The 20,674-nt window shown below is 73.8% G+C and carries 21 protein-coding genes; 7 read left to right on the top strand and 14 right to left on the bottom strand.

Annotation, left to right across the window (positions count from 1 at the left end; all coding sequences use genetic code 11):
• The first annotated feature begins 84 nt into the window (after nt 1–84).
• Nucleotides 85–930: an aldo/keto reductase gene (locus ATL31_RS13430; RefSeq protein WP_101396214.1), complete on the top strand. Its 846-nt coding sequence runs from the start codon at nt 85–87 to the stop codon at nt 928–930.
• Nucleotides 931–985: 55 nt separating this feature from the next.
• On the opposite strand, the gene ATL31_RS13425 is transcribed toward ATL31_RS13430, so the two are convergent.
• From ATL31_RS13425 to ATL31_RS13415, 3 genes are all read right to left on the bottom strand, one after another.
• Nucleotides 986–1,780 carry a class I SAM-dependent methyltransferase gene (locus ATL31_RS13425; protein ID WP_101396213.1) on the bottom strand — a complete coding sequence of 265 codons (795 nt, stop codon included), beginning with the start codon at nt 1,778–1,780 and terminating at the stop codon, nt 986–988.
• Between the two features lie 72 nt (nt 1,781–1,852).
• Nucleotides 1,853–3,052: a hypothetical protein gene (locus ATL31_RS13420; RefSeq protein WP_211284039.1), complete on the bottom strand. Its 1,200-nt coding sequence runs from the start codon at nt 3,050–3,052 to the stop codon at nt 1,853–1,855.
• Between the two features lie 117 nt (nt 3,053–3,169).
• Nucleotides 3,170–3,919, bottom strand: a complete 750-nt coding sequence (locus ATL31_RS13415; protein ID WP_101396212.1) for an SDR family NAD(P)-dependent oxidoreductase — start codon at nt 3,917–3,919, stop codon at nt 3,170–3,172.
• Between the two features lie 110 nt (nt 3,920–4,029).
• On the opposite strand from ATL31_RS13415, the gene ATL31_RS13410 reads away from it, so the two are divergent.
• Nucleotides 4,030–4,902: a helix-turn-helix transcriptional regulator gene (locus ATL31_RS13410; RefSeq protein WP_101396211.1), complete on the top strand. Its 873-nt coding sequence runs from the start codon at nt 4,030–4,032 to the stop codon at nt 4,900–4,902.
• 13 nt (nt 4,903–4,915) lie between these two features.
• Here the strand turns inward: ATL31_RS13410 and ATL31_RS13405 are convergent, their stop codons facing one another.
• Nucleotides 4,916–5,623, bottom strand: coding sequence for a Pr6Pr family membrane protein (locus ATL31_RS13405; RefSeq protein WP_101396210.1), 708 nt, complete (start codon nt 5,621–5,623; stop codon nt 4,916–4,918).
• A 76-nt stretch (nt 5,624–5,699) separates the two neighbouring features.
• On the opposite strand from ATL31_RS13405, the gene ATL31_RS13400 reads away from it, so the two are divergent.
• Complete coding sequence (locus ATL31_RS13400) at nt 5,700–6,179, top strand: SRPBCC family protein (protein WP_101396209.1); 480 nt, start codon at nt 5,700–5,702, stop codon at nt 6,177–6,179.
• An 11-nt stretch (nt 6,180–6,190) separates the two neighbouring features.
• Nucleotides 6,191–7,429, top strand: coding sequence for an arginine deiminase (locus ATL31_RS13395; protein WP_101396208.1), 1,239 nt, complete (start codon nt 6,191–6,193; stop codon nt 7,427–7,429).
• On the opposite strand, the gene ATL31_RS13390 is transcribed toward ATL31_RS13395, so the two are convergent.
• From ATL31_RS13390 to ATL31_RS13360, 7 genes are all read right to left on the bottom strand, one after another.
• Entirely contained in the window at nt 7,423–8,091 is a 669-nt protein-coding gene (locus ATL31_RS13390; RefSeq protein WP_101396207.1) for an SDR family oxidoreductase, read from the bottom strand. The genes ATL31_RS13395 and ATL31_RS13390 overlap by 7 nt on opposite strands.
• Before the next feature lie 60 nt (nt 8,092–8,151).
• On the bottom strand, nt 8,152–8,562 hold the full coding sequence (locus tag ATL31_RS13385; RefSeq protein ID WP_101396206.1) for a hypothetical protein: 411 nt from the start codon (nt 8,560–8,562) through the stop codon (nt 8,152–8,154).
• Nucleotides 8,559–9,296, bottom strand: coding sequence for a YqjF family protein (locus ATL31_RS13380; RefSeq protein ID WP_245862443.1), 738 nt, complete (start codon nt 9,294–9,296; stop codon nt 8,559–8,561). Before ATL31_RS13380 ends, ATL31_RS13385 begins: the two co-directional genes overlap by 4 nt.
• Nucleotides 9,297–9,404: 108 nt before the next feature.
• Entirely contained in the window at nt 9,405–11,051 is a 1,647-nt protein-coding gene (locus tag ATL31_RS13375; RefSeq protein WP_101396205.1) for a glycerol-3-phosphate dehydrogenase/oxidase, read from the bottom strand.
• Nucleotides 11,052–11,120: 69 nt separating this feature from the next.
• The gene (locus tag ATL31_RS13370; protein WP_143598392.1) at nt 11,121–12,692 is read right to left on the bottom strand and encodes an HNH endonuclease signature motif containing protein; all 1,572 of its coding nucleotides are present in this window, start codon (nt 12,690–12,692) and stop codon (nt 11,121–11,123) included.
• Between the two features lie 366 nt (nt 12,693–13,058).
• The gene (locus tag ATL31_RS13365) at nt 13,059–13,958 is read right to left on the bottom strand and encodes an NAD-dependent epimerase/dehydratase family protein (RefSeq protein WP_101396203.1); all 900 of its coding nucleotides are present in this window, start codon (nt 13,956–13,958) and stop codon (nt 13,059–13,061) included.
• Nucleotides 13,959–14,001: 43 nt separating this feature from the next.
• Nucleotides 14,002–14,916: an oxidoreductase gene (locus tag ATL31_RS13360; protein ID WP_101396202.1), complete on the bottom strand. Its 915-nt coding sequence runs from the start codon at nt 14,914–14,916 to the stop codon at nt 14,002–14,004.
• A 145-nt stretch (nt 14,917–15,061) separates the two neighbouring features.
• On the opposite strand from ATL31_RS13360, the gene ATL31_RS13355 reads away from it, so the two are divergent.
• From ATL31_RS13355 to ATL31_RS13345, 3 genes are read left to right on the top strand one after another with little or no spacing between them, the layout of a single operon-like run.
• Nucleotides 15,062–15,811 (top strand): (Fe-S)-binding protein, encoded by a 750-nt coding sequence (locus ATL31_RS13355; RefSeq protein ID WP_101396201.1) that lies wholly within the window; start codon nt 15,062–15,064, stop codon nt 15,809–15,811.
• Nucleotides 15,811–17,289: a lactate utilization protein B gene (locus ATL31_RS13350; protein ID WP_101396200.1), complete on the top strand. Its 1,479-nt coding sequence runs from the start codon at nt 15,811–15,813 to the stop codon at nt 17,287–17,289. Before ATL31_RS13355 ends, ATL31_RS13350 begins: the two co-directional genes overlap by 1 nt.
• The gene (locus tag ATL31_RS13345; RefSeq protein WP_101396199.1) at nt 17,286–17,891 is read left to right on the top strand and encodes a LutC/YkgG family protein; all 606 of its coding nucleotides are present in this window, start codon (nt 17,286–17,288) and stop codon (nt 17,889–17,891) included. Before ATL31_RS13350 ends, ATL31_RS13345 begins: the two co-directional genes overlap by 4 nt.
• Before the next feature lie 26 nt (nt 17,892–17,917).
• On the opposite strand, the gene ATL31_RS13340 is transcribed toward ATL31_RS13345, so the two are convergent.
• From ATL31_RS13340 to ATL31_RS13330, 3 genes are read right to left on the bottom strand one after another with little or no spacing between them, the layout of a single operon-like run.
• Nucleotides 17,918–18,313 carry a VOC family protein gene (locus ATL31_RS13340; RefSeq protein ID WP_101396198.1) on the bottom strand — a complete coding sequence of 132 codons (396 nt, stop codon included), beginning with the start codon at nt 18,311–18,313 and terminating at the stop codon, nt 17,918–17,920.
• Nucleotides 18,314–18,362: 49 nt separating this feature from the next.
• Nucleotides 18,363–19,199, bottom strand: a complete 837-nt coding sequence (locus ATL31_RS13335) for a DUF429 domain-containing protein (protein WP_101396197.1) — start codon at nt 19,197–19,199, stop codon at nt 18,363–18,365.
• 9 nt (nt 19,200–19,208) lie between these two features.
• Nucleotides 19,209–20,594, bottom strand: a complete 1,386-nt coding sequence (locus tag ATL31_RS13330; RefSeq protein WP_101396196.1) for a cation:dicarboxylate symporter family transporter — start codon at nt 20,592–20,594, stop codon at nt 19,209–19,211.
• Nucleotides 20,595–20,674: the final 80 nt, after the last annotated feature.

The following is a 20,674-nucleotide window of genomic DNA, read 5'->3' as shown; positions in this document are numbered from 1 at the left end:
GAGCGGGCCGCCACCGCCCGCGTCGAGCCCCTGACCACGGTGTTCGTCGGAATAAGAGGGGGCGCCGCGGGCGCTGGACCTGGCATGACCGTTCCCACCATCACACTCAACGACGGCTCGACGATCCCCCAGCTCGGCTTCGGGGTGTTCCAGATCGACCCCGCCGAGACCGCCGAGGCCGTGACCCGCGCGTTCGAGATCGGCTACCGCCACATCGACACCGCGCAGATGTACGGCAACGAGCGTGGGGTCGGGGAGGCCATCGCGGCCTCCGGCATCCCGCGCGACGAGATCTACGTGACCTCGAAGCTCAACAACGGCTTCCACCGGCCCGAGGACGCCACCCGCGAGTTCGCGCAGACCCTCGAGAAGCTCGGCCTCGAGCAGATCGACCTGTTCCTCATCCACTGGCCGCTTCCCACCCGCTACGACGGTGACTTCGTCTCGACCTGGCGCACCATGGCCTCGTTCGTCGAGGACGGCCGGGCCCGGTCGGTCGGCGTCTCGAACTTCCAGCCCGCCCACCTGCAGCGGATCATCGACGAGACCGGCGTCGTGCCGGCGGTGAACCAGATCGAGGTGCACCCGTACCTGGGCAACGAGGAGGCCCGCGCGGCCAACGCCGCCCACGGCATCGCGACCGAGGCCTGGTCGCCCATCGCCCAGGGCAAGGTCCTCGACGACGCCGTGCTCCGGGAAATCGCGGCGGCCAAGGACGTCACGACCGCCCAGGTGGCGTTGCGCTGGCACATCGAGCGTGGCGACATCGTCTTCCCGAAGTCGGTGACCCCCTCGCGGATGCAGGAGAACTTCGACATCTTCGGCTTCGAGCTCAGCCCCGACGAGGTCTCGCGGATCTCCGCGCTCGACCGTGGCGAGGCCGGCCGCACCGGCCCCAACCCCGACGTCTTCGACTACATCCCCGACTGACGCTCGGCCTGTGACGGCGGCCCCTCGACCCTCGGGTCGGGGGGCCGCTGCTCGCTCAGGGGTGGGCCAGCACCTCGCCGTGCAGGACCACGAACCAGCCGTCGGGGTCGGCCGTCCAGCGGCGCCAGGCCGCGGCGACGTCGGCCAGGTCGGCGCGGGTGCAGCGTCCCTCGGCGACCAGCTGGTCGGCCAGGGCCGAGCCGACGATGCGCTCGGCCCACATCCCACCCCAGTACTCGCGGTCCTCCGGCGTCGCGAAGCACCAGGTGGACGCCGTGGCGACCGGGTCGGGGAAGCCGGCCGCCCGTGCCCAGCCGAGGAGGCGGCGCCCGGCGTCGGGCTCGCCGCCGTTGGCCCGGGCGGCGGCGTCGTAGAGCCGCAGCCAGGTGTCGATCCCGGGATCGCGCGGCCACCAGGTGAAGCCCGCGTAGTCGGCGTCGCGCACCGCCACCAGGCCACCCGGCCGGCAGACCCGGCGCAGCTCGCGCAGCGCCGCGACCGGGTCGGCCACGTGCTGCAGGACCTGGTGCGCGTGCACGACGTCGAACGCGTCGTCGCGAAAGGGCAGGTCGTGCACGTCGCCCACGACCAGGTCGGCCCGGATGCCACGCCGCCGCAGCTCGGCGGCGGTGAGACCCAGTGCCTCGGCGGTGGCCTCGAGGGCGGTGACCTCAGCGGGGGCGACCAGGGCGGCCAGGTCGGCGGTGATGGTGCCGGGCCCGGATCCGACGTCGAGCAGCCGCAGCCCGGGCCGCAGGTGCGGCAGGAGGTACGCGGCCGAGTTCTCGGCCGTGCGCCAACGGTGCGAGCGCAGGACCGGCTCGGCGTGCCCGTGGGTGTAGGACGTCATGTCACCACGCTCCGCGCGGGGGCGCCACCGCGGCAACCGCCGCCCACGGACTGGTCCCCTGTCGGGGTCGGCTCAGTGCGTGACGCGCTCCCACGAGAACGGGCCGAACGACGTCGCGCTCGCCGGTGCGGTGCGCGGCGAGACCGTGAGCCGTAGGTACTCCAGCGGGACGGTGCTGCCGTGCACCACGACACGGTGGATGTTCGCCACGTCGTAGCCCGGGTGACTGTCGTGCGCGTCGTAGGCGCAGACACCGTCGTCCCCGGTGCACGACGCCCCGGCCCGGAACGGGTCGTCCGAGCGGTAGACGTGCGAGTCGCCGTTGAGGAGCAGCACCGGGCGACCGAACGCGGTGGCGCCATCGGCGAGCGCTCCGACCACGGGCTCGTAGCCGGCGACGTGGGAGGCCGCCTTGCCGTCGAGGTCCCAGAGGTCGGCCTGGGTCATCACGACCATGCCACGGGCCCTGGCCTCGCGGGCGGTGGCGAAGGAGCGCTGCAGCCACCGCAGGGCGGCGCCGGTGCGGTTCGCGACCTCCGTCACCTGCTGGGGCGAGGCGGTGGGGGCGCCGTACCAGGGGTCGGTGCCGTTGTTCGAGCCGCCGGGTACGTCGACGGCGACGAAGAGGATGCCGTCACGCATCCAGAGCACGTTCTCCACGTACTGGCCGTCGGTCGGGTGGGCACGGTTGTCGACCTGTGCCTGCGAGAGGACGCGCAGGGAGCCGCTGCCGAGGGTGCGGCCGGGTTGCGGGAAGAAGGTCGAGCGGACCAGGGCCAGGTTGTCGACCGGGTTGCCCCCGGCGTAGTCGGCCGGCGCACCCGAGGCGTCGGTGACGTAGTCGACCTGCCCCGTGGCGGGGTTGTACACGCCCCCTCCCTCCTTCTTCTTGTGGCAGTCGGCCCACTCGTTGTCACCCGGCGTGTAGACGAGCGGGTCGGTGAACCCCCGCCAGAGGTCGGCGACCTGCTGGTCGTAGGCCTGGGTGCAGTACTGGCTGCCGGAGTGGATGTCGCCGACGTGCAGCACGCCCGACACGGCGCGGTCGGCGTTGACGGCCGCGACGAAGGCGGGGGTGGCCTCGGTCTGGGAGGTGTCGGTGGGGGAGGTGCCGTACGGGGCATCCCCGTACACGGCGTACGCGAAGGTGCGCGGCGGGCGGTGGTCGTCGCCGCGCTCGCCGGCGGCGACCGCGGTGGTGGGGGCGGCCAGGGCCACGCCGAGGACGAGGGCAGCGGCGATGCGGGTTCGGGGCAGGCGGAGGACGGGCACGGGGCACCTCGGGGGGACGGAGGGGGCTGACCTTCGGAACCTGCCAGCGGACGAGCCGCGGCGGCCGACGCGGGGGCGAACGTCGGGTGAACTCCCGCCCGGTCGGCCGCGGCCCGGTCAGCCGTCCACGAGGTCATGGCGGTCGAAGGGCGAGCGCGGGATGCGGTCGGCGCCGGCCGCCGCGACGATGGCGTCGGTGCCCTCGGTGACGGTCTGCGAGCCGCGGTGGCCGTTGAGGTCGGTGGCGGTGTAGCCGGGGTCGACCGTCGCGACCCGCACGCCGGGCAGCGCCTTGCCGTACTGGTTCCCGATCATGGTCAGGGCCGCCTTGGACGACTGGTAGACCATCCCGGGCACGCCGAACTCCGTCCGCGAGGGGTCGTTGACGTGCTCGAGCCGGCCCAGCCCGCTCGACACCATCACGAGCCGGGGCCGGGACGAGGCGGTCAGCAGGGGCAGGAACGCGTGGGTGACCCGCACCGGGCCCAGGACGTTGACGCCGAACACCGGCAGGAAGTCGGCCGGTGTGGTCGAGAGGGTGTCGAGGCCGGCGCCGCTGATGCCCGCGTTGTTCACGAGGACGTCGAGCCCGGTGCCCGAGCGGGTCACGGCCTCGACGGCCGCGGCGACCGAGGCGTCCGAGGTCACGTCGAGGGCGACGACGCGCAGGTCGGCGTCGGGCTGCTCGGCGCGGATGCGGGCGGCCGCGGCCTCCGCAGCCGCGGTGTCGCGAGCGGCCATCCAGACCGTCCAGCCTAGGGCGGCGAGCCGGCGGCTGGTCTCGGCACCGAGGCCCTTGTTGGCGCCGGTGACGAGGGCGGTGGTGCGGTCGGTGGGGCGGGTGGTGGGGGTGTCGTGGGTGCTCATGCGTCCACCCTGCGGCCGGCCCGGAGGCTCGGCCAGGGTCGGCGCGTCGTGGGACCGGCGGTACCAGGATCGTCTCCCCGCGAGCGCCCGGGCCGCGTCATGATGAGGAGGTGAAGGGTGACCGCGACGAGCTCGCCACCGCGCTGCGCCGCGCCCGGTCCCGGGTCCGGCCCGAGGACGCGGGCCTGCCGGCGGGGGTCCGACGGCGCGTCCCGGGGCTGCGCCGGGAGGAGGTCGCGTTGCTCGCCGGCGTGAGCGTCGACTACGTCGTGCGCCTCGAGCAGGGGCGCGGCCCCCATCCGTCGGAGCAGGTCGTCGCGGCGCTGTGCCGGGCGCTGCGCCTCGGCGACGACGAGCGCGACCGCGTCTTCCGCCTGGCCGGGGTCGAACCGCCGCGGTCCGGGCGGATCGACCTGCGGGTGCGGCCCAGCGTGCTGCGCCTCATCGAGCGCTTCACCGACCTGCCGGCGCTGGTGCAGAGCGCCAAGGGCGACATCCTGGCCTGGAACGCGATGTCGTCGGCCCTGACCGGTGACTGGTCGGCGCTCGCGCCGGAACGCCGCAACCAGCTGCGGCTGCGGTTCCTCCCCGACCCGAGCGACCCGCCACGCTCGATGGTCGGCGGCTCGGCCGAGGAGCGTGCGGCGACCTCGCGCCAGAGTGTGGCGAGCCTGCGCTCGGCGGCCGCACGCTACCCCGACGACCCCGGCCTGCGGCGCCTCGTGGCCGACCTGCTGGCGGGGTCGGCCGAGTTCCGGCACCTGTGGGAGACGGCCGAGGCCGGCGCCTGGCGCAGCCACACCAAGACCGTGCTGCACCCCGCGCTGGGCGAGCTGGTGCTCGAGTGCGACACCCTCCACCTCCCCGACTGCGACCAGCTGCTGATCGTGTACTCGGCCGAACCGGGTTCTGCGGCAGCTGAGTCCCTCGCCCTGCTACGCGTCGTCGGCATCCAGGACCTCACCGCGCCGGCACCCCGGTAGCGGCCCGTCGGTGTCAGCGTCGCCGGCGCCGGGTGATGCGTTCGAGCGCCACGTCCAGACCCCAGTACAGGCTCGCGACGGCGAGCCCGAAGACCAGGATCGCGGCCAGGGTGCGGGCGACGGCGCCGTAGCCCAGGGCGGTCACGTTGGCGAAGTCGTACGGGTAGGCGCCGATGACGGCGCCGCGCAGGAGCATCCACGCGATCCACAGCAGCGGCACCGCCAGCGCCAGCGGCACCAGGCGGCCGCGCACCCAGCCGCGAGGGCCGGCGACGACCCACGCGAGCACGGTGAGTACCGGGGTGACCTTGTGCAGCATCGGGTCGGTGAGCAGCGACCAGCCCTGCACGTCGGCCGTGGGGGCCAGGAGCACCTGGTAGACGATGGCGGTGATGGTGATCATCAGCAGGGCGTCCAGGCGCAGGACCCGCGCCACCAGGCCCTGGTCGCGGGGCCGGACCAGCAGCAGGGTCGCCGAGAGGGCGACGACGACGTTGGACCAGATGGTGAAGTAGCTCAGGGTGTCCGAGACCCGTGAGAGCACCCCGGCCGCGCCGTCCGGGTGGCTGCCGTAGAGCCCGACGGGGGGCATGGTCTCGCGATACCCGCCGGCGGCGGAGATGACCGTGGTCAGGGCGACCCCGAGCCAGGCGACCCCCGCGTTGAGGGCGAGCAGCGTGCGGGCCGGGCGGGAGGACGGGACGAGGGGCGCGTGGGTCACGCACGGAGTATGCCGTGAGCCGCCCCCGGCGAGAACGGGTCTCGACCAACGCGCCCGGCTCGGTCACACTGTCGCCATGGCCAAGCCCTACACCGTGAGCCGCGAGACCATCGTCGCGGCCCCCCCGGAGCGCGTGCGCGCCCTCCTCGACGACTTCCATTCCTGGTCTCGCTGGTCCCCCTGGGAGGACCTCGACCCCGCGATGCAGCGCACGTACTCGGGTGCCGAGCGGGGGGTCGGCGCTCACTACGCGTGGGACGGCAACAAGAAGGCCGGGCGCGGCACCATGGAGATCACCGGTGCCGAGCCGGAGCGCGTCGAGGTGGCCCTGGCGTTCGAGAAGCCCTTCGCGTCGCGCTCGCAGGTCGAGTTCGTGCTCACCCCGCAGGAGGAGGAGACCCACGTGGAGTGGGTGATGCGCGGCGAGCTGACGGCGGTGATGCGGGTCTTCTCGGTGGTCAAGCCGATGGAGGAGCTCGTCGGGCCGGACATGGAGAAGGGGCTGGCCCGGCTGCGGGATGCGGCGCAGGAGGATTTCGCTGCCGGTCGGGTCTGAGGGCGCCGGCTGTGGGCCGTCTCGGGGTCCACTCGGAGGTCGGGCGGCTGCGCGAGGTGCTCGTCTGCCGCCCGGGCCTGGCGCATCGCCGGCTGACTCCCAGCACGTCGGCCGGCCTGCTCTTCGACGACGTGATGTGGGTCGAGCAGGCGCAGCGTGACCACGCCGACTTCGTCGGCCAGCTCCGGGCCCGGGGCGTCGAGGTGGTGGAGCTGCACGACCTCCTGGCCGACACCCTGGCGGTGCCCGGCGCGCGCGACTGGCTGCTCGACCGCACCATCGTGCCCAACCTGGTGGGGCTCGGGCTGGTCGACGGCACCCGGGCCTTCCTCGAGACCCTGGGTGCGAACCGGCTGGCGGAGTTCCTCATCGGGGGTCTCGCCATCGCCGACCTGCCCGAGGAGTTCCAGTCGCCGTGGTCGATGCTGGCACGCGAGCAGGCCGGTGCGCGGGAGTACCTGCTGCCGCCGCTGCCCAACACCCTCTTCACCCGCGACACGACGTCCTGGATCTACGGCGGCGTCACGCTGAACCCGCTGCACTGGGCGGCCCGCGAGCACGAGACCCTGCTCTACAAGGCCCTCTACTCCTTCCACCCCGACTACCGCGGCGCCCGCGTCTGGTGGGGCGACCCCGAGGCCGAGTGGGGCGAGGCGACCCTCGAGGGCGGAGACGTGATGCCGGTGGGCAACGGCGTGGTCCTCATGGGGATGAGCGAGCGGAGCTCACGCCAGGGCATCACCCAGGCCGCGGCCGCGCTCTTCGCCCAGGGGGCCGCCGACAAGGTGGTCGTGGCCGGGATGCCGAGCCTGCGGGCCGCGATGCACCTCGACACGGTGTTCACCTTCGCCGACCGCGATGTCGTCACGCTCTACCCGCGGATCGTCGACGACGTGCACACCTTCGTGCTGCACCCGGCCGACACGGCTCCCGGCGTGGAGATCGAGGACCGCGGCGCCGGGACGGTCACCCGCGTGGTCGCCGAGGCGCTCGGGCTGGGCGGGCTGCGGGTCATCGAGACCGGGGGCGACGTCTACGCCTCCGAGCGCCAGCAGTGGGACAGCGGCAACAACGCCGTGGCCGTCGAGCCGGGGGTGGTCTTCACCTATGACCGCAACACCACGACCAACGCTCTCCTGCGGGGGGCCGGCATCGAGGTCCTCGAGATCGTCGGCTCCGAGCTGGGCCGGGGCCGCGGTGGCGGGCACTGCATGACCTGCCCGCTGGTGCGCGACCCGGTCGACTACTGACCCGGCGTCGGCGCGAGGGCGTCGAGCTCCTCGGCGACGGGCGTGGCCCCGCCGTTGAACTCGAGGACGTGCCCCGCGGTGGCCGGCCGGTCCAGGACGTCGGCGATGACGTGGGCCACGTCGGCCCGGGGGACCGAGCCCTTGCCGGCGCCGGTGCGCGGGGTCTCGATGCCGCCGGTGGGCTGGTCGTCGGTGAGGGCGCTGGGGCGGACCAGCGTCCACGCGAGGGCCGACTCCTGGAGCCGCTGGTCGGCCGCGGTCTTGGCTTCGGCGTACGCGAAGAACGGGTCATCCTGGGGCACGCCGTGGTTCGGCCCGGCGCCGAAGTACGACACCATCACGTACCGCTGCACTCCGACCGCCTCGGCGGCGTCGATGGAGCGGATCGCGGCATCGCGGTCGACGGCGTAGGTACGCTCCGGACTGCCGCCCCCGGCACCGGCCGACCACACCACGGCGTCGTAGCCGCGCACGAGGTCGGTGAGCTCGGTGGTGTCGAGCTGCTGGACGTCGGCGACGAGCGGGGTGGCCCCGTCGCGCTCGACGTCGTCGGCGTGCTCGGGGTTGCGGATGACCGCGGCCACCGTGTGCGAGCGCTGGGCGAGGAGGGGGTGCAGGAGCCGGGCCACCTTGCCGTGGCCGCCGATCACGAGAACGTTCATGTGAGGGCCAACCCCCGCGCGACGGTCGCTGTTCCGCCGGTCGGCCTCGGGTGGCGGCCCTCACAGGGCCAGGAGCGCGGCGACCAGCCCAGTGACCGTCAGGGCCGCCCGCACCCGGTCGACCCCGAGCAGCCGGCGGAGCAGCGCCGGCTCGGCACCCCGGCGTCCGAGGGCCGCGTGCAGCGGGGCGGCCTGGGCGGCGGTGACGAGGAGGACGGCGGCCTGCGCGGCCAGGGCTGTGAGCGCCGCGGCGCCGAGCGGGGCGGCCACGAGGGCCCATCCGCCCACCAGCAGGACGCCGAGGTAGACGAGCCCGACGAGGGGGACGATGCGGCGCGAGTGGGCGCCGTGCGCGGCCGCGAACCGGTCGGCGGGGACGGTGGCCAGGGCCGGGTAGGCGAGGGCCGTCACGGTGACCTGGAACCCGGCGTGCGCGGCCGCCACCACTGCCAGGGCGACCAGGGGGCTCATCGGGGGCGGGCGAGCCGGCGGGGCATCCCGAACTCGGTCGCGGTCCCGCGCGAGTGCAGGACGCTGGACGGTGGGGTGGCCGCCAGCCCGGGGAACCCGGCCGCCTCGACCAGCTCGTCCTCGAGCGTGACCAGGGTGGCGCGGCGCAGGGGCCAGGGCTCGTGGGTGTTGGGGATCCACCAGGTGCGCCCGGCGATGCGGGTGTGCAGGCCGAAGCGCGCGGTGACGAAGTGCTCCTCCGGCGTCGGCTCGGCCACCGCCTCGCCGACCTCCACGACCATCCGGCTGTGGGCGCCCCGCGGCGCCGGCCAGCGTCGGGTCGAGTCGTACTGCCGGCGCTCGCCGCGCCGTGACTCGCGCATCCGGGCCCAGGTGTAGGGGGTCCCGACGAGGGCCCGGGCGGCCAGGACCACAGGGAGCCGCGACGCCTCGAGCGAGGCGAAGACCACCCCGTGCCGCCCCTGGTCGTCGACCGAGTAGAGCCGGACGTTGGTCTCCAGGAAGGTGCCCAGCCACGGGACGGCGGGTCCGCGGCCGAGGCCCGCCCCCACCATCCGGAACGGGATGAGGCCGACGTAGGTGGCGCCGTCGAGGACGTCCGGGCGGGTGCCGGCCGGCAGGTGGGGGGCGACGACGGCCGGGTCGACGGCCCAGTGCACGAAGGTGATGTCGAGCCACTGCTGGTTCATCGAGCGGGGACCCACCAGTGGCGGGGGGAGAGGGTCGAACGGCACGGGTCGAGTCTGTCCAGCCGGTGCGGGCGTTCGCGCGGCGGGGTGACCACCCTCACGGCGGGCTGTCGAACCTCGACGGGCCGCCCGGCGTGGCTCAGCGCCAATGGCTCAGGCGGACGGGGCGGGGCGGCGGCCGGCCTGCTTGCCGGCGCGGTACTCGGCGAGCCGGCGCTCGGCGTCGTCGCCGAACAGGATGCGGGCGACCTCGTTCAGGCCTTCGGAGCCGTCGATCTCGTCGTCGGGGACGACCAGCTCGATCTTGGAGCGCCGGCGCATGAAGTCGTCGAGCGTCACGACCATCTCGGCCTCGGCCGCGGTGTACAGCTCGGCGCGCAGGTAGTCGGCCGAGCCCATCACGTCCTCGCCCATCGCCGGGTCGGCGCGGATGGCCTCCAGCAGGTCGAAGGCCCGGCGCCCGTAGCGCCGCCACAGGCGGTCGGTGAGCGGCTCGGTGTCGGGCTTGGTGCGCAGGGCGTCGAGCCGCATCAGACGGGCCTGGCGGTAGAACTCGGCGCGGGTCTGGGCGGCGGGCTCGCCGTACCAGGTGCCGTGGTCCTTCTCGAGGGGGATGCCGAGGGCCGCGACCTCGTGGCAGACCTCCTCGCCGACGTTGAGGCAGTCGGTGAGCTTGCCGCCGAGGACGGAGACGACGGCCTCGTGGTCGTCGCGCTCGATCTCGTGCTTGCGCGACAGCGACGTCCAGTCGGCTTCGTTCTGGTCCCCGGTGCCGCGGGTGACGACCAGGGGGCGCACCCCGCAGCGTTCGGCGATGACGTCGTCGGTGGTGAGGGGGCGGGGCAGGTCGAGGCGCGCGTTGATCTGCTCGAGCAGGAACTCACGGTCCTCGTCGGTGACCTCCGTGTACGGCGACTCGACACGGGTGTCGGTGGTGCCGATGACCGAGCGGCGCCCCATCGGGATGACGTAGAAGAGGCGGCCGGTGTCGTCGAAGAACGCGAGCACGCGGTCGTGGCGGGTCGTGGTCAGCCGAGGGACGACGAGGTGGATGCCCTTGGAGTAGACGATGCGGTGCTCGGTGTCGACGCCCCAGGCCTCGTTGAGCCCGTCGGCGAAGGGACCGGCGGCGTTGACGAGGACCCGAGCACTGGTCGTGATCTCGGCGCCGGAGTCGGTGTCGCGCAGCGTGACGACCCAGCGGTCGCCGACCCGCCGGGCGGTGACGACCTCGACGTAGTTGGCGACGGCGGCGCCCGCCTCGAGCGCCGAGCGGACGAACGAGAAGACGAACCGGGAGTCGTTGTCGACGAGGTAGGCGTCCTGGTACTGGATGGCTCCACGCACGTCGCGGGTGTCGATCGCGGGTTCCTCGTCCTTGACGGCCTCGGCGTCGAAGAGCCGCGGGCGCTTGGTGCCGAACAGCCCGATGCCCCAGTAGGCGGTGGCCCCGAGCCCGGCGAACCAGGGGGCGTAGGGGGCGTCCTTGGAGAGCGCGGCCAGGAAGCCGATCTCCTTGATGTTGTCGGGGTAGGCCTTCATCAGGCGGTTGCGCGAGCGGCACAGGCCGAAGACGAGGGGGAGCTCGTAGTTCTCGAGGTACTTGAAGCCGCCCCAGACCAGGTTGGAGGACTCCTGGCTCGTGAAGGCGCCGAAGTCGCCCCGGTCGACGAGGGCCACGGAGGCCCCCCGACCGGCCAGCGCGGCCGCCGACACGGCACCGTTGATGCCGGCTCCGACGACGAGGACGTCGAAGAAGCCTCCGTCGATACGCTCGATGTTCGCCGACCTCAGGCTCATGGCTCCAGCCTATGCCGCGGCCCGGCGGCGCGGGGCGACGGACAGCGAGAGGGGCGGCGCGACGACCCGTCAGAACGGTGGGCGGTCCTCGGGCTCGGGTGGCTGGTGCCGGGGTGGATGGGTTGCGGTGTCGGTGAGGTGGGCGCCGGCGGCTGTCGGGTGGTGGTGGTCGATGCGGCAGCGGGGGTGGGGTCGGCTCGGTTCGGGTGGGCCGAGGGTGTGTTCGAGGTGGTACTCGAGGGTGCTGTGGGGCCCGTCGGGGGTGACGAGGCGGGGGTTGGAGATCACGGGGGCGGGGTCGCTTCCCCGGTCGGGTAGGACGGCGCGGTGGAGGTGGTCGACGGGGTGGGTGGTGCGGTTCCGGCCGGTGGGGTCGGTCCAGGTGAGGGTGGCGGCGGGGTGGAGAACGGCGCGCCAGCCGGGGCGTTGTTTGATGCGGTGGTGTCGGCGGCAGAGGCAGGCCAGGTTGGCTGCTGATGTCGGGCCGGTGGGCCAGGGGGTGACGTGGTCGAGGTCGCAGAAGCGGGCGGCGACGTGGCAGCCGGGGAAGCGGCAGTGTCCGTCGCGGGCCTTGACCAGCGCGACCAGGGCTTTCCCGGGCCGGTAGGAGTCGGTGGTGAGGGCGCCGTCGGGGTCGAGCAGGGCGCCGGTGAGCGGGTCGCATGCTCGCTGCTCGGTCGGGCGTGAGGTGGCGTCCCTCGCGGCGCCGGAGCCTTCGCCAGGGGGTAGAGCGTTCGGGCCGACGCGGTCGAGCCATTCGCGGGGCACGAGCATCGGCTCGCCGGGGCGCACTCCCGTCACCTCGACGAAGTCCGTCGCGCGTTCGTCGTTGTGGACGACCTCGCTCGCGGGAGCGCCCACCGCGACTGCGTGGACGACCTGGACGTCGATGGTCGCGTTCCCGGCGACGAGGTCGGTCAGGGCCTTCGCCCTCGCCCGGTCGACCCGGTCACAGACCCCGTCGGTGACGTACTGCTGGGCGAGGGCGTCGATGGCGGCCCAGGCCTGGGCTGCTTCTTCGGAGGGGAAGGTCCCGTGCCAGGTGTCGACCCCAGGCTCACCGACCCACCGCTCGAGGCGGCACTCGGACCGGGCCCGCACCGCGCGCTGGCGAAGCAGGTCGGGCGAGATCCGGGCGAGCATCCGCCGGACCCGGCGCCGCAGCCTCGGCCCGTCCTCGCTGCCGAAGTACTCGTCCAGGCCGCCGACCACCGACGCGGCGACCTCGGCCGGTGCCTCCTCCAGCTCGGTCGCCACCACCGACGCCCGGTAGGCGTCCAGGCGGCCGGCACCCATCGCCTCGTGCAACCCACCCAGCCCGGTCTCGGTGGGCGTGCCTTCCGGACCGTCCGCGGCCAGCCGCACGGCGGCCCGCACCCGCCGCTCGGCCTGCACCGCCGACAGATTGAGCGTCCACGACACCATCGCGGGTGCGTCAAGCGCGACGTGGCCGAGGGCGCGATGGGTCTCGATGACCTCCCCGTCGTCGAGGACCTGCGGCTCGATCGCCGCCAGCCGCACGATCGCGGCATCCTGCGCGGCGGTCGCGGTGTCGATCACGGCCTGCAGCTCGCCCAGGGCCTGGGCCCACTCCTCCTGCGACCCGCACAACTCGCTCGGGGACAGAGCGTCCGTCAACATCTGACGCGCTGAACGTGCGGCACTCAGAACGTCCTGCGGACCGGTCGTCACTGCCATCGGAACCCCCTCCCCTGTACCCACGATCCTACCCGGAGGAGGTGGCACGAACAAGCGTTCGAGGACACCAATTCAGAATTGGGCCAACGAGTTTCCCGCCAACAGCGCAACGGAAGGGGCGGATGTGACGACCACAGGAGAAGGCGCCGGGCCGCGGCGAGGAGCGACCGCGGAACCCGCCATCCAGGCCGCCTGTGAAGGCCACGCGCAGTGCCACAGCCGGGCCCCAGCCGGGCCCCAGCCGGCCCCGTTGGGTCAAGCCGCCCCGTCGGGCGAAAGCCGGCCCGTCGGGCAGAAGCCGGTCGGGCCTCAGCCGGCGCGCGGGTCGTCGAGCACGTCGCGCCACGAGTGCTGCGGCTCGTACCCGAGCAGCCGGCGCGCCTTCTCGATCGAGTAGAACGTCTCCCGCTCACCCAGCTCGCGGCGCACCTCGACGCCGTCGTAGAACCGCGCCACCAGCTCCGAGGTCGGCGCCGCCACCGAGTGGTCGGCCGCCGCGACGTTGAACACCTCGTAGCCCAGCCCGTCGGTGTGCAGGCAGCGGTCGATGATCTGGCCCAGGTCTCGGGCGTCGATGTAGGCGAAGATGTTCCGCCGCCGCTGCTCGGGCCTCTCGAGGAACGTCGGGAACAGCTCGGCGTACTCGTGCGGCTCGATGACGTTGTTGATCCGCAGCCCGTAGACGTCGGCCCCGGTGCGCCGCTGCACCGAGCGCGCCGTCACCTCGCTCGCGACCTTCGAGATCGCGTAGGCGTCCTCGGGCACCGTCGGGTGCTCCTCGTCGACCGGCAGGTACTCGGGCCGCCACTCACCGCGGGCGAAGCAGATGCCGTAGGTGGTCTCCGACGACGCGAAGACGACCTTGCGGATGCCGAGCAGCGCCGCGGCCTCCAGCACGTTCCACGTCGACACCACGTTGGTGACGTACGTGTCGTGGTCCGAGCGCAGCAGGATGCGGGGCACGGCCGCGAGGTGCACGACGGCGTCGTACGCCCGCTCCTGGGGCTCGTCGAGCTCGGCGAACGAGGCCGGCATCCGCAGCGCCGACACGAGCGCACCGAGGTCGGTCAGCTCGACGTCGAGGTCGGTGACCCCGTCGAGGCCCAGCGGCGCCCGGTCGAGGTTGGTGACGGTGTGCCCGTGCTCCAGCAGGTACGGGACGACGTGGCGGCCGGCCTTGCCGCTGCCGCCCGTGACGAGGATGCGCATGGCCGTCATCCTCACACCGACGCGGCCGCACCGCCGACCGGGGTCAGAACCGGAAGACGACGCCGGTGAGGTCCTCGGAGCGGTCCCACAGCGTGCGGGCCAGGGTCTCGTCGCGGGCCCACTGCGAGCGCTTGGCCTCGCCGACGGCGCCGCGGCTCTCGCCGATGCCGGTGGGGCCCGAGTACGACCCGGGCCGGGCGACGGTCGCGGCGTAGAGCGGGCCCTGCGCACCCTTCTCGGGGCCCGGGAAGACGACCTTGGAGGCCAGCTGCATCAGGGAGCCGACCACGGGGATGGCGCCGAGGCCGTCCTTGCTGGCGATGAGGTTGGTGGCCGAGACTCCCGGGTGGGCGGCGGTCGAGGTCAGGGGCACCCCGGCGGCCGAGGCGCGCCGCTGCAGCTCCTGGGCGAACAGCAGGTTGGCCAGCTTCGAGCGCCCGTACGCGGTCTGCGGGTCGTAGCCCTGGCGCGGGTTGCCCTCGCACACCGCGCCGTCGCCGGCCTGGTGCGCGATGGACGACACCGTGGTCACCCGCGCGGTGGGGGCCTCGAGCAGCCGCGGCAGCAGCAGCCCGGTGAGCGCGAAGTGGCCGAGGTGGTTGGTGCCGAACTGCAGCTCGAAGCCGTCCGCGGTCTCGCGGTAGCGCGGCGGCATCATCACGCCGGCGTTGTTGAGCAGCAGGTGCAGCGGGCCGGTGAACCGCTCGGCGAGGGCCCGGACCGACGCCAGCGACGCGAGGTCGAGGGTCTCGACCGTGACCGACCCCGGGGCGCCGGTGCGGCGGATGCGCTCGGCGGCCTGCTCACCCGCGGCGGTGTTGCGGACCGCCAGCACGACGTCGGCGCCCTTCTGGGCCAGCGCGCGGGCCTCGACGAGCCCGATGCCGGAGTTGGCCCCCGTGACCAGGGCTCGCTTCCCGGTGAGGTCGGGGATGTCCTCGGCGGTCCAGCGGCTCATGGCGTCCTCTCGTGGTGCGGATGGGCGGGGTGGCCCGACGGTGGAACGAGCGAGGCGGACGCACCATTCCGCGCCGCGGGCCCTCCCGGCGGTCCGTGGCTCCCGGCCGGGGCCGGATCGCGCCGGGATCGGGCAGGATGGCCGGATGACGGTCGCGGTGATGGCCACGTGCCTCGGGGACGCGATGTTCCCCGACGCCCCACGGGCCACGGTGCGCCTCCTGCGCCGGCTCGGGGTCGACGTCGCCGTGCCCGACGCCCAGACGTGCTGTGGCCAGCCGATGGTCAACACCGGCTATCTCGACGAGGCCGTCCCACTCGTGCGCACCACCGTCGGGGCGTTCGAGGGGTACGAGGCCGTCGTCGTGCCGTCCGGCTCCTGCGCCGGCTCGGTGCGCCACCAGCACCGCCTGGTGGCCGAGCGCAGCGGTGACGCCGCGCTGGCCGACGGGGTCGCCCGCCTGGCCCCGCGCACCTACGAGCTGAGCGAGTTCCTGGTCGACGTGCTCGGCGTCACCGACGTCGGGGCCACCTTCACCCACCGGGTCACCTACCACCCCACCTGCCATTCCCTGCGGATGCTGCGGGTCGGCGACCGCCCGCTGCGCCTGCTGCGCGAGGTCCGCGGCATCGACCTCGTCGACCTGCCGGGGGCCGAGGAGTGCTGCGGCTTCGGCGGAACCTTCGCGGTGAAGAACGCCGACACCTCGGTCGCCATGGGCTCGGACAAGGCCCGCCACGTGCGCGAGACCGGGGCCGAGGTGCTGGTCGCGGGCGACGCCTCCTGCCTGATGCACGTGGGTGGTCTGCTCTCGCGGCAGCGGGCCGGCGTGCGCACCATGCACCTGGCGGAGGTCCTGGCCTCGACCGCCGAGCACCCGGCCGGGGAGCGCTGATGGGCGCCACCTTCGTGGGGATGCCGCCCTTCCCCGAGGCCGCCCGCACCGCCCTGGCCGACACCCGGCTGCGCCGCAACCTAGGGCACGCCACCGCCACCATCCGGGCCAAGCGGGCCGCGGTCGTGGCCGAGCTCGACGACTGGGAGGACCTGCGCCGGCAGGCCGCGGCCGTCAAGGACGAGACGCTGACCCACCTCGACGAGCACCTCCTGACCCTCGAGGCGGCCCTCACCGAGCGCGGCGCCATCGTGCACTGGGCCCGCGACGCCGCCGACGCGTGCGCCGTGGTGGCCGAGGTCGCCCGGGCCCACGGCATCGACGAGGTGGTCAAGGTCAAGTCGATGGCCACCCAGGAGATCGGGCTCAACGAGGCCCTGGCCGCTCGCGGGATCGCCGCGTGGGAGACCGACCTGGCCGAGCTCATCGTGCAGCTGGGCGACGACCTGCCGAGCCACATCCTGGTGCCGGCGATCCACCGCGGCCGCAGCGAGATCCGCGAGATCTTCCGCACCCGGATGGCGGCCGCCGGCCGCCCGGCACCGGACGACCTCACCGACGACCCGGCCGCGCTGGCCGGGGCGGCCCGCCTGCACCTGCGCGAGAAGTTCCTGGCGGCGCGGATGGCCGTCTCGGGGGCCAACTTCGCCGTGGCCGAGACGGGCACGCTGGTCGTCGTCGAGTCCGAGGGCAACGGCCGGATGTGCCTGACGCTGCCCGAGGTGCTGGTCTCGGTGGTCGGCATCGAGAAGGTCGTGCCCACCTACGCCGACCTCGACCTCTTCCTGCGGCTGCTGCCACGCTCGTCCACCGGCGAGCGGATGAACCCGTACACCTCGACCTGGGCCGGGGTGACCCCCGGCGACGGCCCGCAGGAGGTGCACGTCGTCCTCCTCGACAACGGCCGCACCCGGGCGCTGGCCGACGAGTACGCGCGCCAGGTGCTGCGCTGCATCCGCTGCTCGGCCTGCCTCAACGTCTGCCCGGTGTACGAGCGGGTCGGCGGGCACGCCTACGGGTCGGTCTACCCCGGCCCGATCGGCGCGATCCTGAACCCGCTGCTGAAGGGCGTCGGCTCCGACCCCGTGACCGACTCCCTGCCGTACGCCTCGACCCTCTGCGGCGCGTGCGGCGACGTGTGCCCGGTGGCGATCGACATCCCCGGCATCCTCGTGCACGAACGCGTCAAGGTCGTCGACGCCCACCGCGGTGACCGGCCCAAGGCCGAGGCGCTCGCGATGCGGGCGGCCGCGTGGGGCCTGGGCGAGGCCGGCCGGATGGCGCTCGGCGAGAAGGTCTCGGGGCTGGTCGGCCGGCTGCCGCGCCGGCGGGGGATGCCAGGGGGCCGGGGCGCGCTGTCGTGGCTGCCGTTCCCGGGGTCGCGCTGGACCGGGGCCCGCGACCTGCCCACGCCGCCCGTCGAGTCGTTCCGCGCCTGGTGGCGCCGGGCCGGCCGCGACGAGGAGGTCCGCCGGTGAGCGCCCGCGACGACGTGCTCGCCGCGGTCCGGGCCGCCCTCGGCCCCGAGCGGCGCCCGGCGGTCGAGGTCGACCGCGCCTACCGGGGCCGTGACCCGCTGCCGGCCGGTGCCGGTGTGGTCGACCTGTTCGTCGAGCGCGTCGAGGACTACCGGGCCACCGTGACCCGTTGCACCGCAGCCGATCTCGTGGACGCCGTGGCTCAGGCGCTGGGCGGCGCCGCGCGGGTGGTGGTGCCCGACGGCCTCGACCTCGACGTGCCCGGGGCGGTCCCCGACGACGCCCTCACGGCCACCGCCCTCGACGCGGTCGACGCGGTCGTCACGCGAGCGACCCTGGGCATCGCGGAGACCGGCACCGTCGTGCTGGACCACGGCCCGGGGCAGGGGCGGCGGGCCCTCAGCCTCGTCCCCGACCTGCACGTGTGTGTCGTGGAGGCCGGTCAGGTCGTCCGCGGGGTCACCGACGCCGTGGCGCGGCTCGACCCGGTGCGCCCCCAGACCTGGGTCTCGGGGCCGAGCGCCACCAGCGACATCGAGCTCGACCGGGTCGAGGGGGTGCACGGGCCGCGACGGCTGCACGTCGTCCTGGTCGAGGGCTGAGGTGGTCGGCCGCTCCTCGCCGGGCGTCAGCCGTCCTGCCTCTCGGTGGCGTTGCGCAGGATGCAGAGCTCGTTGCCCTCGGGGTCGGCCAGGACGACCCAGCCGGTGCCCGGCCCGTACTGGCCGCGGTGGTCGGACACCTCCGTGGCCCCGTGGGCCAGGAGCCGCGCCAGCTCGTCGTCGCGGGTGCCCTCGACCGGCTCGAGGTCGAGATGGAGGCGGTTCTTGACCGTCTTGCCCTCGGGGACCTCGATGAACAGCAGCCGGTGCGCGCCGTCGCGCGAGACGATCAGGCACTCCTCGTGGCCGGGCAGGTTGGGGTCCCCCTCGAGGTCGACGTAGTCGAGCACCCCCTTCCACCACTGCGAGAGTGCGTAGGCGTCGTGGCAGTCGACGGTCGTGTGCGCGACACGGGAGGTCATGCCCGCGAGCCTGCCACCGGCCTGCCCACGGTCGCCACCGGGTTCTGGCTCAGACCGTGATGGCGGCCGGGATGCCGTCGGAGAAGACCTCGGGCGGGTCGGGCAGGCGGTGCGAGCGCCCGGCCACCCGGCGGGCGACGGTCCAGGCGACGGCGCAGGCGTCCAGGACGTCGTCGGCCGCGTAGCCGCGACCCTCGAGCACCGACGGCCGGGCGATCCCGGCGGCGGCCAGCGACGCCAGCCGGGCGGCCCGGCCGGCGTCGGTCTTCTTGCCGGGAGCCAGCGGGGCCCCGGCCATGGCCGCGAACGAGACCTCCGGGTGCACCTCGAGCACCTCGACCGTGGGGTGCGAGCGCACCCAGGCGTCGACCTCGAGGATCTTGGCGCGCAGGGCGAACGCCTGGGCCCCGACCCCCTGGCCGCTGAGCCCACGGTTGACGGCGTCGGCCGTGGCGCGGTCGGGCGCGGCGTACGCGGCCCGCGTCAGGGTCGTGAACACCGACGACGCCTTGCCGGGCAGCGCGCGGCGCGCCAGGGCGTCGGCCTGCCGCGTGGTGTCGTCGGGCAGGCCGATGGGGATGTCGATGCCGACGACCCGCACCGCGGCGTTCTCGCGCACCGTCTCGACGAGCTGGGCGATCGTGGCGGCCACCACGACCCGGGGGCGGGGGGCGCCGGGTTCGAGCAGGGCCCCCACCCACCCGGCCGGGCAGCCGTCGACGCCCAGCACCGGCTCGGTGAGCTCGACCGGCGCGGGGGAGCCGCCGCCCGCGGCGGCCGCGAGGAGCTCGGCCACCGCCGCCACGACCTGGTCGGCGAAACCGGCGCCGGCCAGCCGCCGCACGACCTCGGCGGCCACGACGGCCTGCTCCTCGTCGGCTCCCACGGCGCCAGCCTAGGGTCGGGCGGGGCCGGCCTCCACGAGGGAGCCCTCGACGACGTCGCCGCGGTGCTCGTCGATCATCGTGGTCTCGTCGAACGGCCGGTGGCCCGCCAGGACCGCCTCCATCTGCTCGCGGTCGACCGCGTGGACCCAGGTGCCGATGAGCACACAGGCGATGGAGTTGCCCGCGAAGTTGGTCAGCGCCCGTGCCTCGCTCATCAGCCGGTCGATGCCGACGATGAAGCCCACGCCGTCGACCAGGTCGGGGCGGTGCGACTGCAGACCGCCGGCCAGCGTGGCCAGGCCCGCGCCGGTGACGCCGGCCGCGCCCTTGCTGGCGATGATCATGAAGACGAGCAGGCCGATCTGCTGGCCGATGCTGAACGGCTTGTCGAGCGCCTCGGCGATGAACAGCGAGGCCATCGTCAGGTAGATGGCGGTGCCGTCGAGGTTGAACGAGTAGCCGGTCGGGACGGTGATGCCGACGACCGGACGCGACACTCCGAGGTGCTCCATCTTGGCGATGAGCCGCGGCAGGGCCGACTCCGACGACGAGGTCGACAGGATGAGGAGGAACTCACGCGCCAGGTAGCGGAACAGCGAGAACACGCTGATGTGCGCGACCATCCGCAGGATCGTGCCCAGGATCAGGAACACGAAGATGGCGCAGGTGATGTAGAAGGCCACCATGATCAGGCCGAGGCTCTTGAGCGCCTGGAGGCCGGTCGCGCCGACGACCGCGGCCATGGCCCCGAAGGCACCGACGGGTGCGACCCACATGATCATGGCCATGAGGCGGAAGACCAGCTTCTGGAAGTGCGTGATGCCGCGCAGGATGGGCTCGCCGGCGGGGCCCATCTTCTGCAGCGCGAAGCCGACGAGCAGCGCGACCAGCAGGGTCTGCAGCACCGAGCCGGAGGTCAGGGCCGACACGAGGGTGTCGGGCACCAGGCCGAGCAGGAAGTCGACGGTCGTCTCGGCCTCGGCGCCCACCTGGCTCTGCCCGGTCTTGGCGAGCTCGTCGGTGAGGTGCAGGCCCGCACCGGGCTTGACGATGTTGCCGACCACGAGGCCCACGGCCAGCGCGACGGTCGACATGGTGAGGAAGTAGCCGAGGGCCAGACCGCCCACCCGGCCGACCTGCGCCGCACGCCGCACCGAGCCGATGCCGAGCACGATGGTGGCGAAGATGATGGGGCTGATCATCATCTTGATGAGGTTGACGAACAACGTCCCGAGCGGCTTGAGCTCCTTGCCGAACTCCGGGAAGAGGAACCCGATGAGGATGCCGAGCAGCATCGCGACGATGACCGCGATGTAGAGGATGTGGGTGCGGTCACGGCGGGGGGCCGGTCCGGGCTCCCCCTCGTGGCGCCGGGCGGGCGCGTCTGCGGTCATGGCGTGAACTCCTTCGTCCGACGCAGGGGTCCTGCGGTCAGGGGTCATCGTGCTCGCCGGCGCGGCTAGGGTCGCGGTTG

Source organism: Phycicoccus duodecadis (assembly GCF_002846495.1).
Classification (GTDB): domain Bacteria; phylum Actinomycetota; class Actinomycetes; order Actinomycetales; family Dermatophilaceae; genus Phycicoccus; species Phycicoccus duodecadis.
Note: the sequence above shows the minus strand (reverse complement) of the source record. Positions and strands in the feature narration are given on the sequence as shown.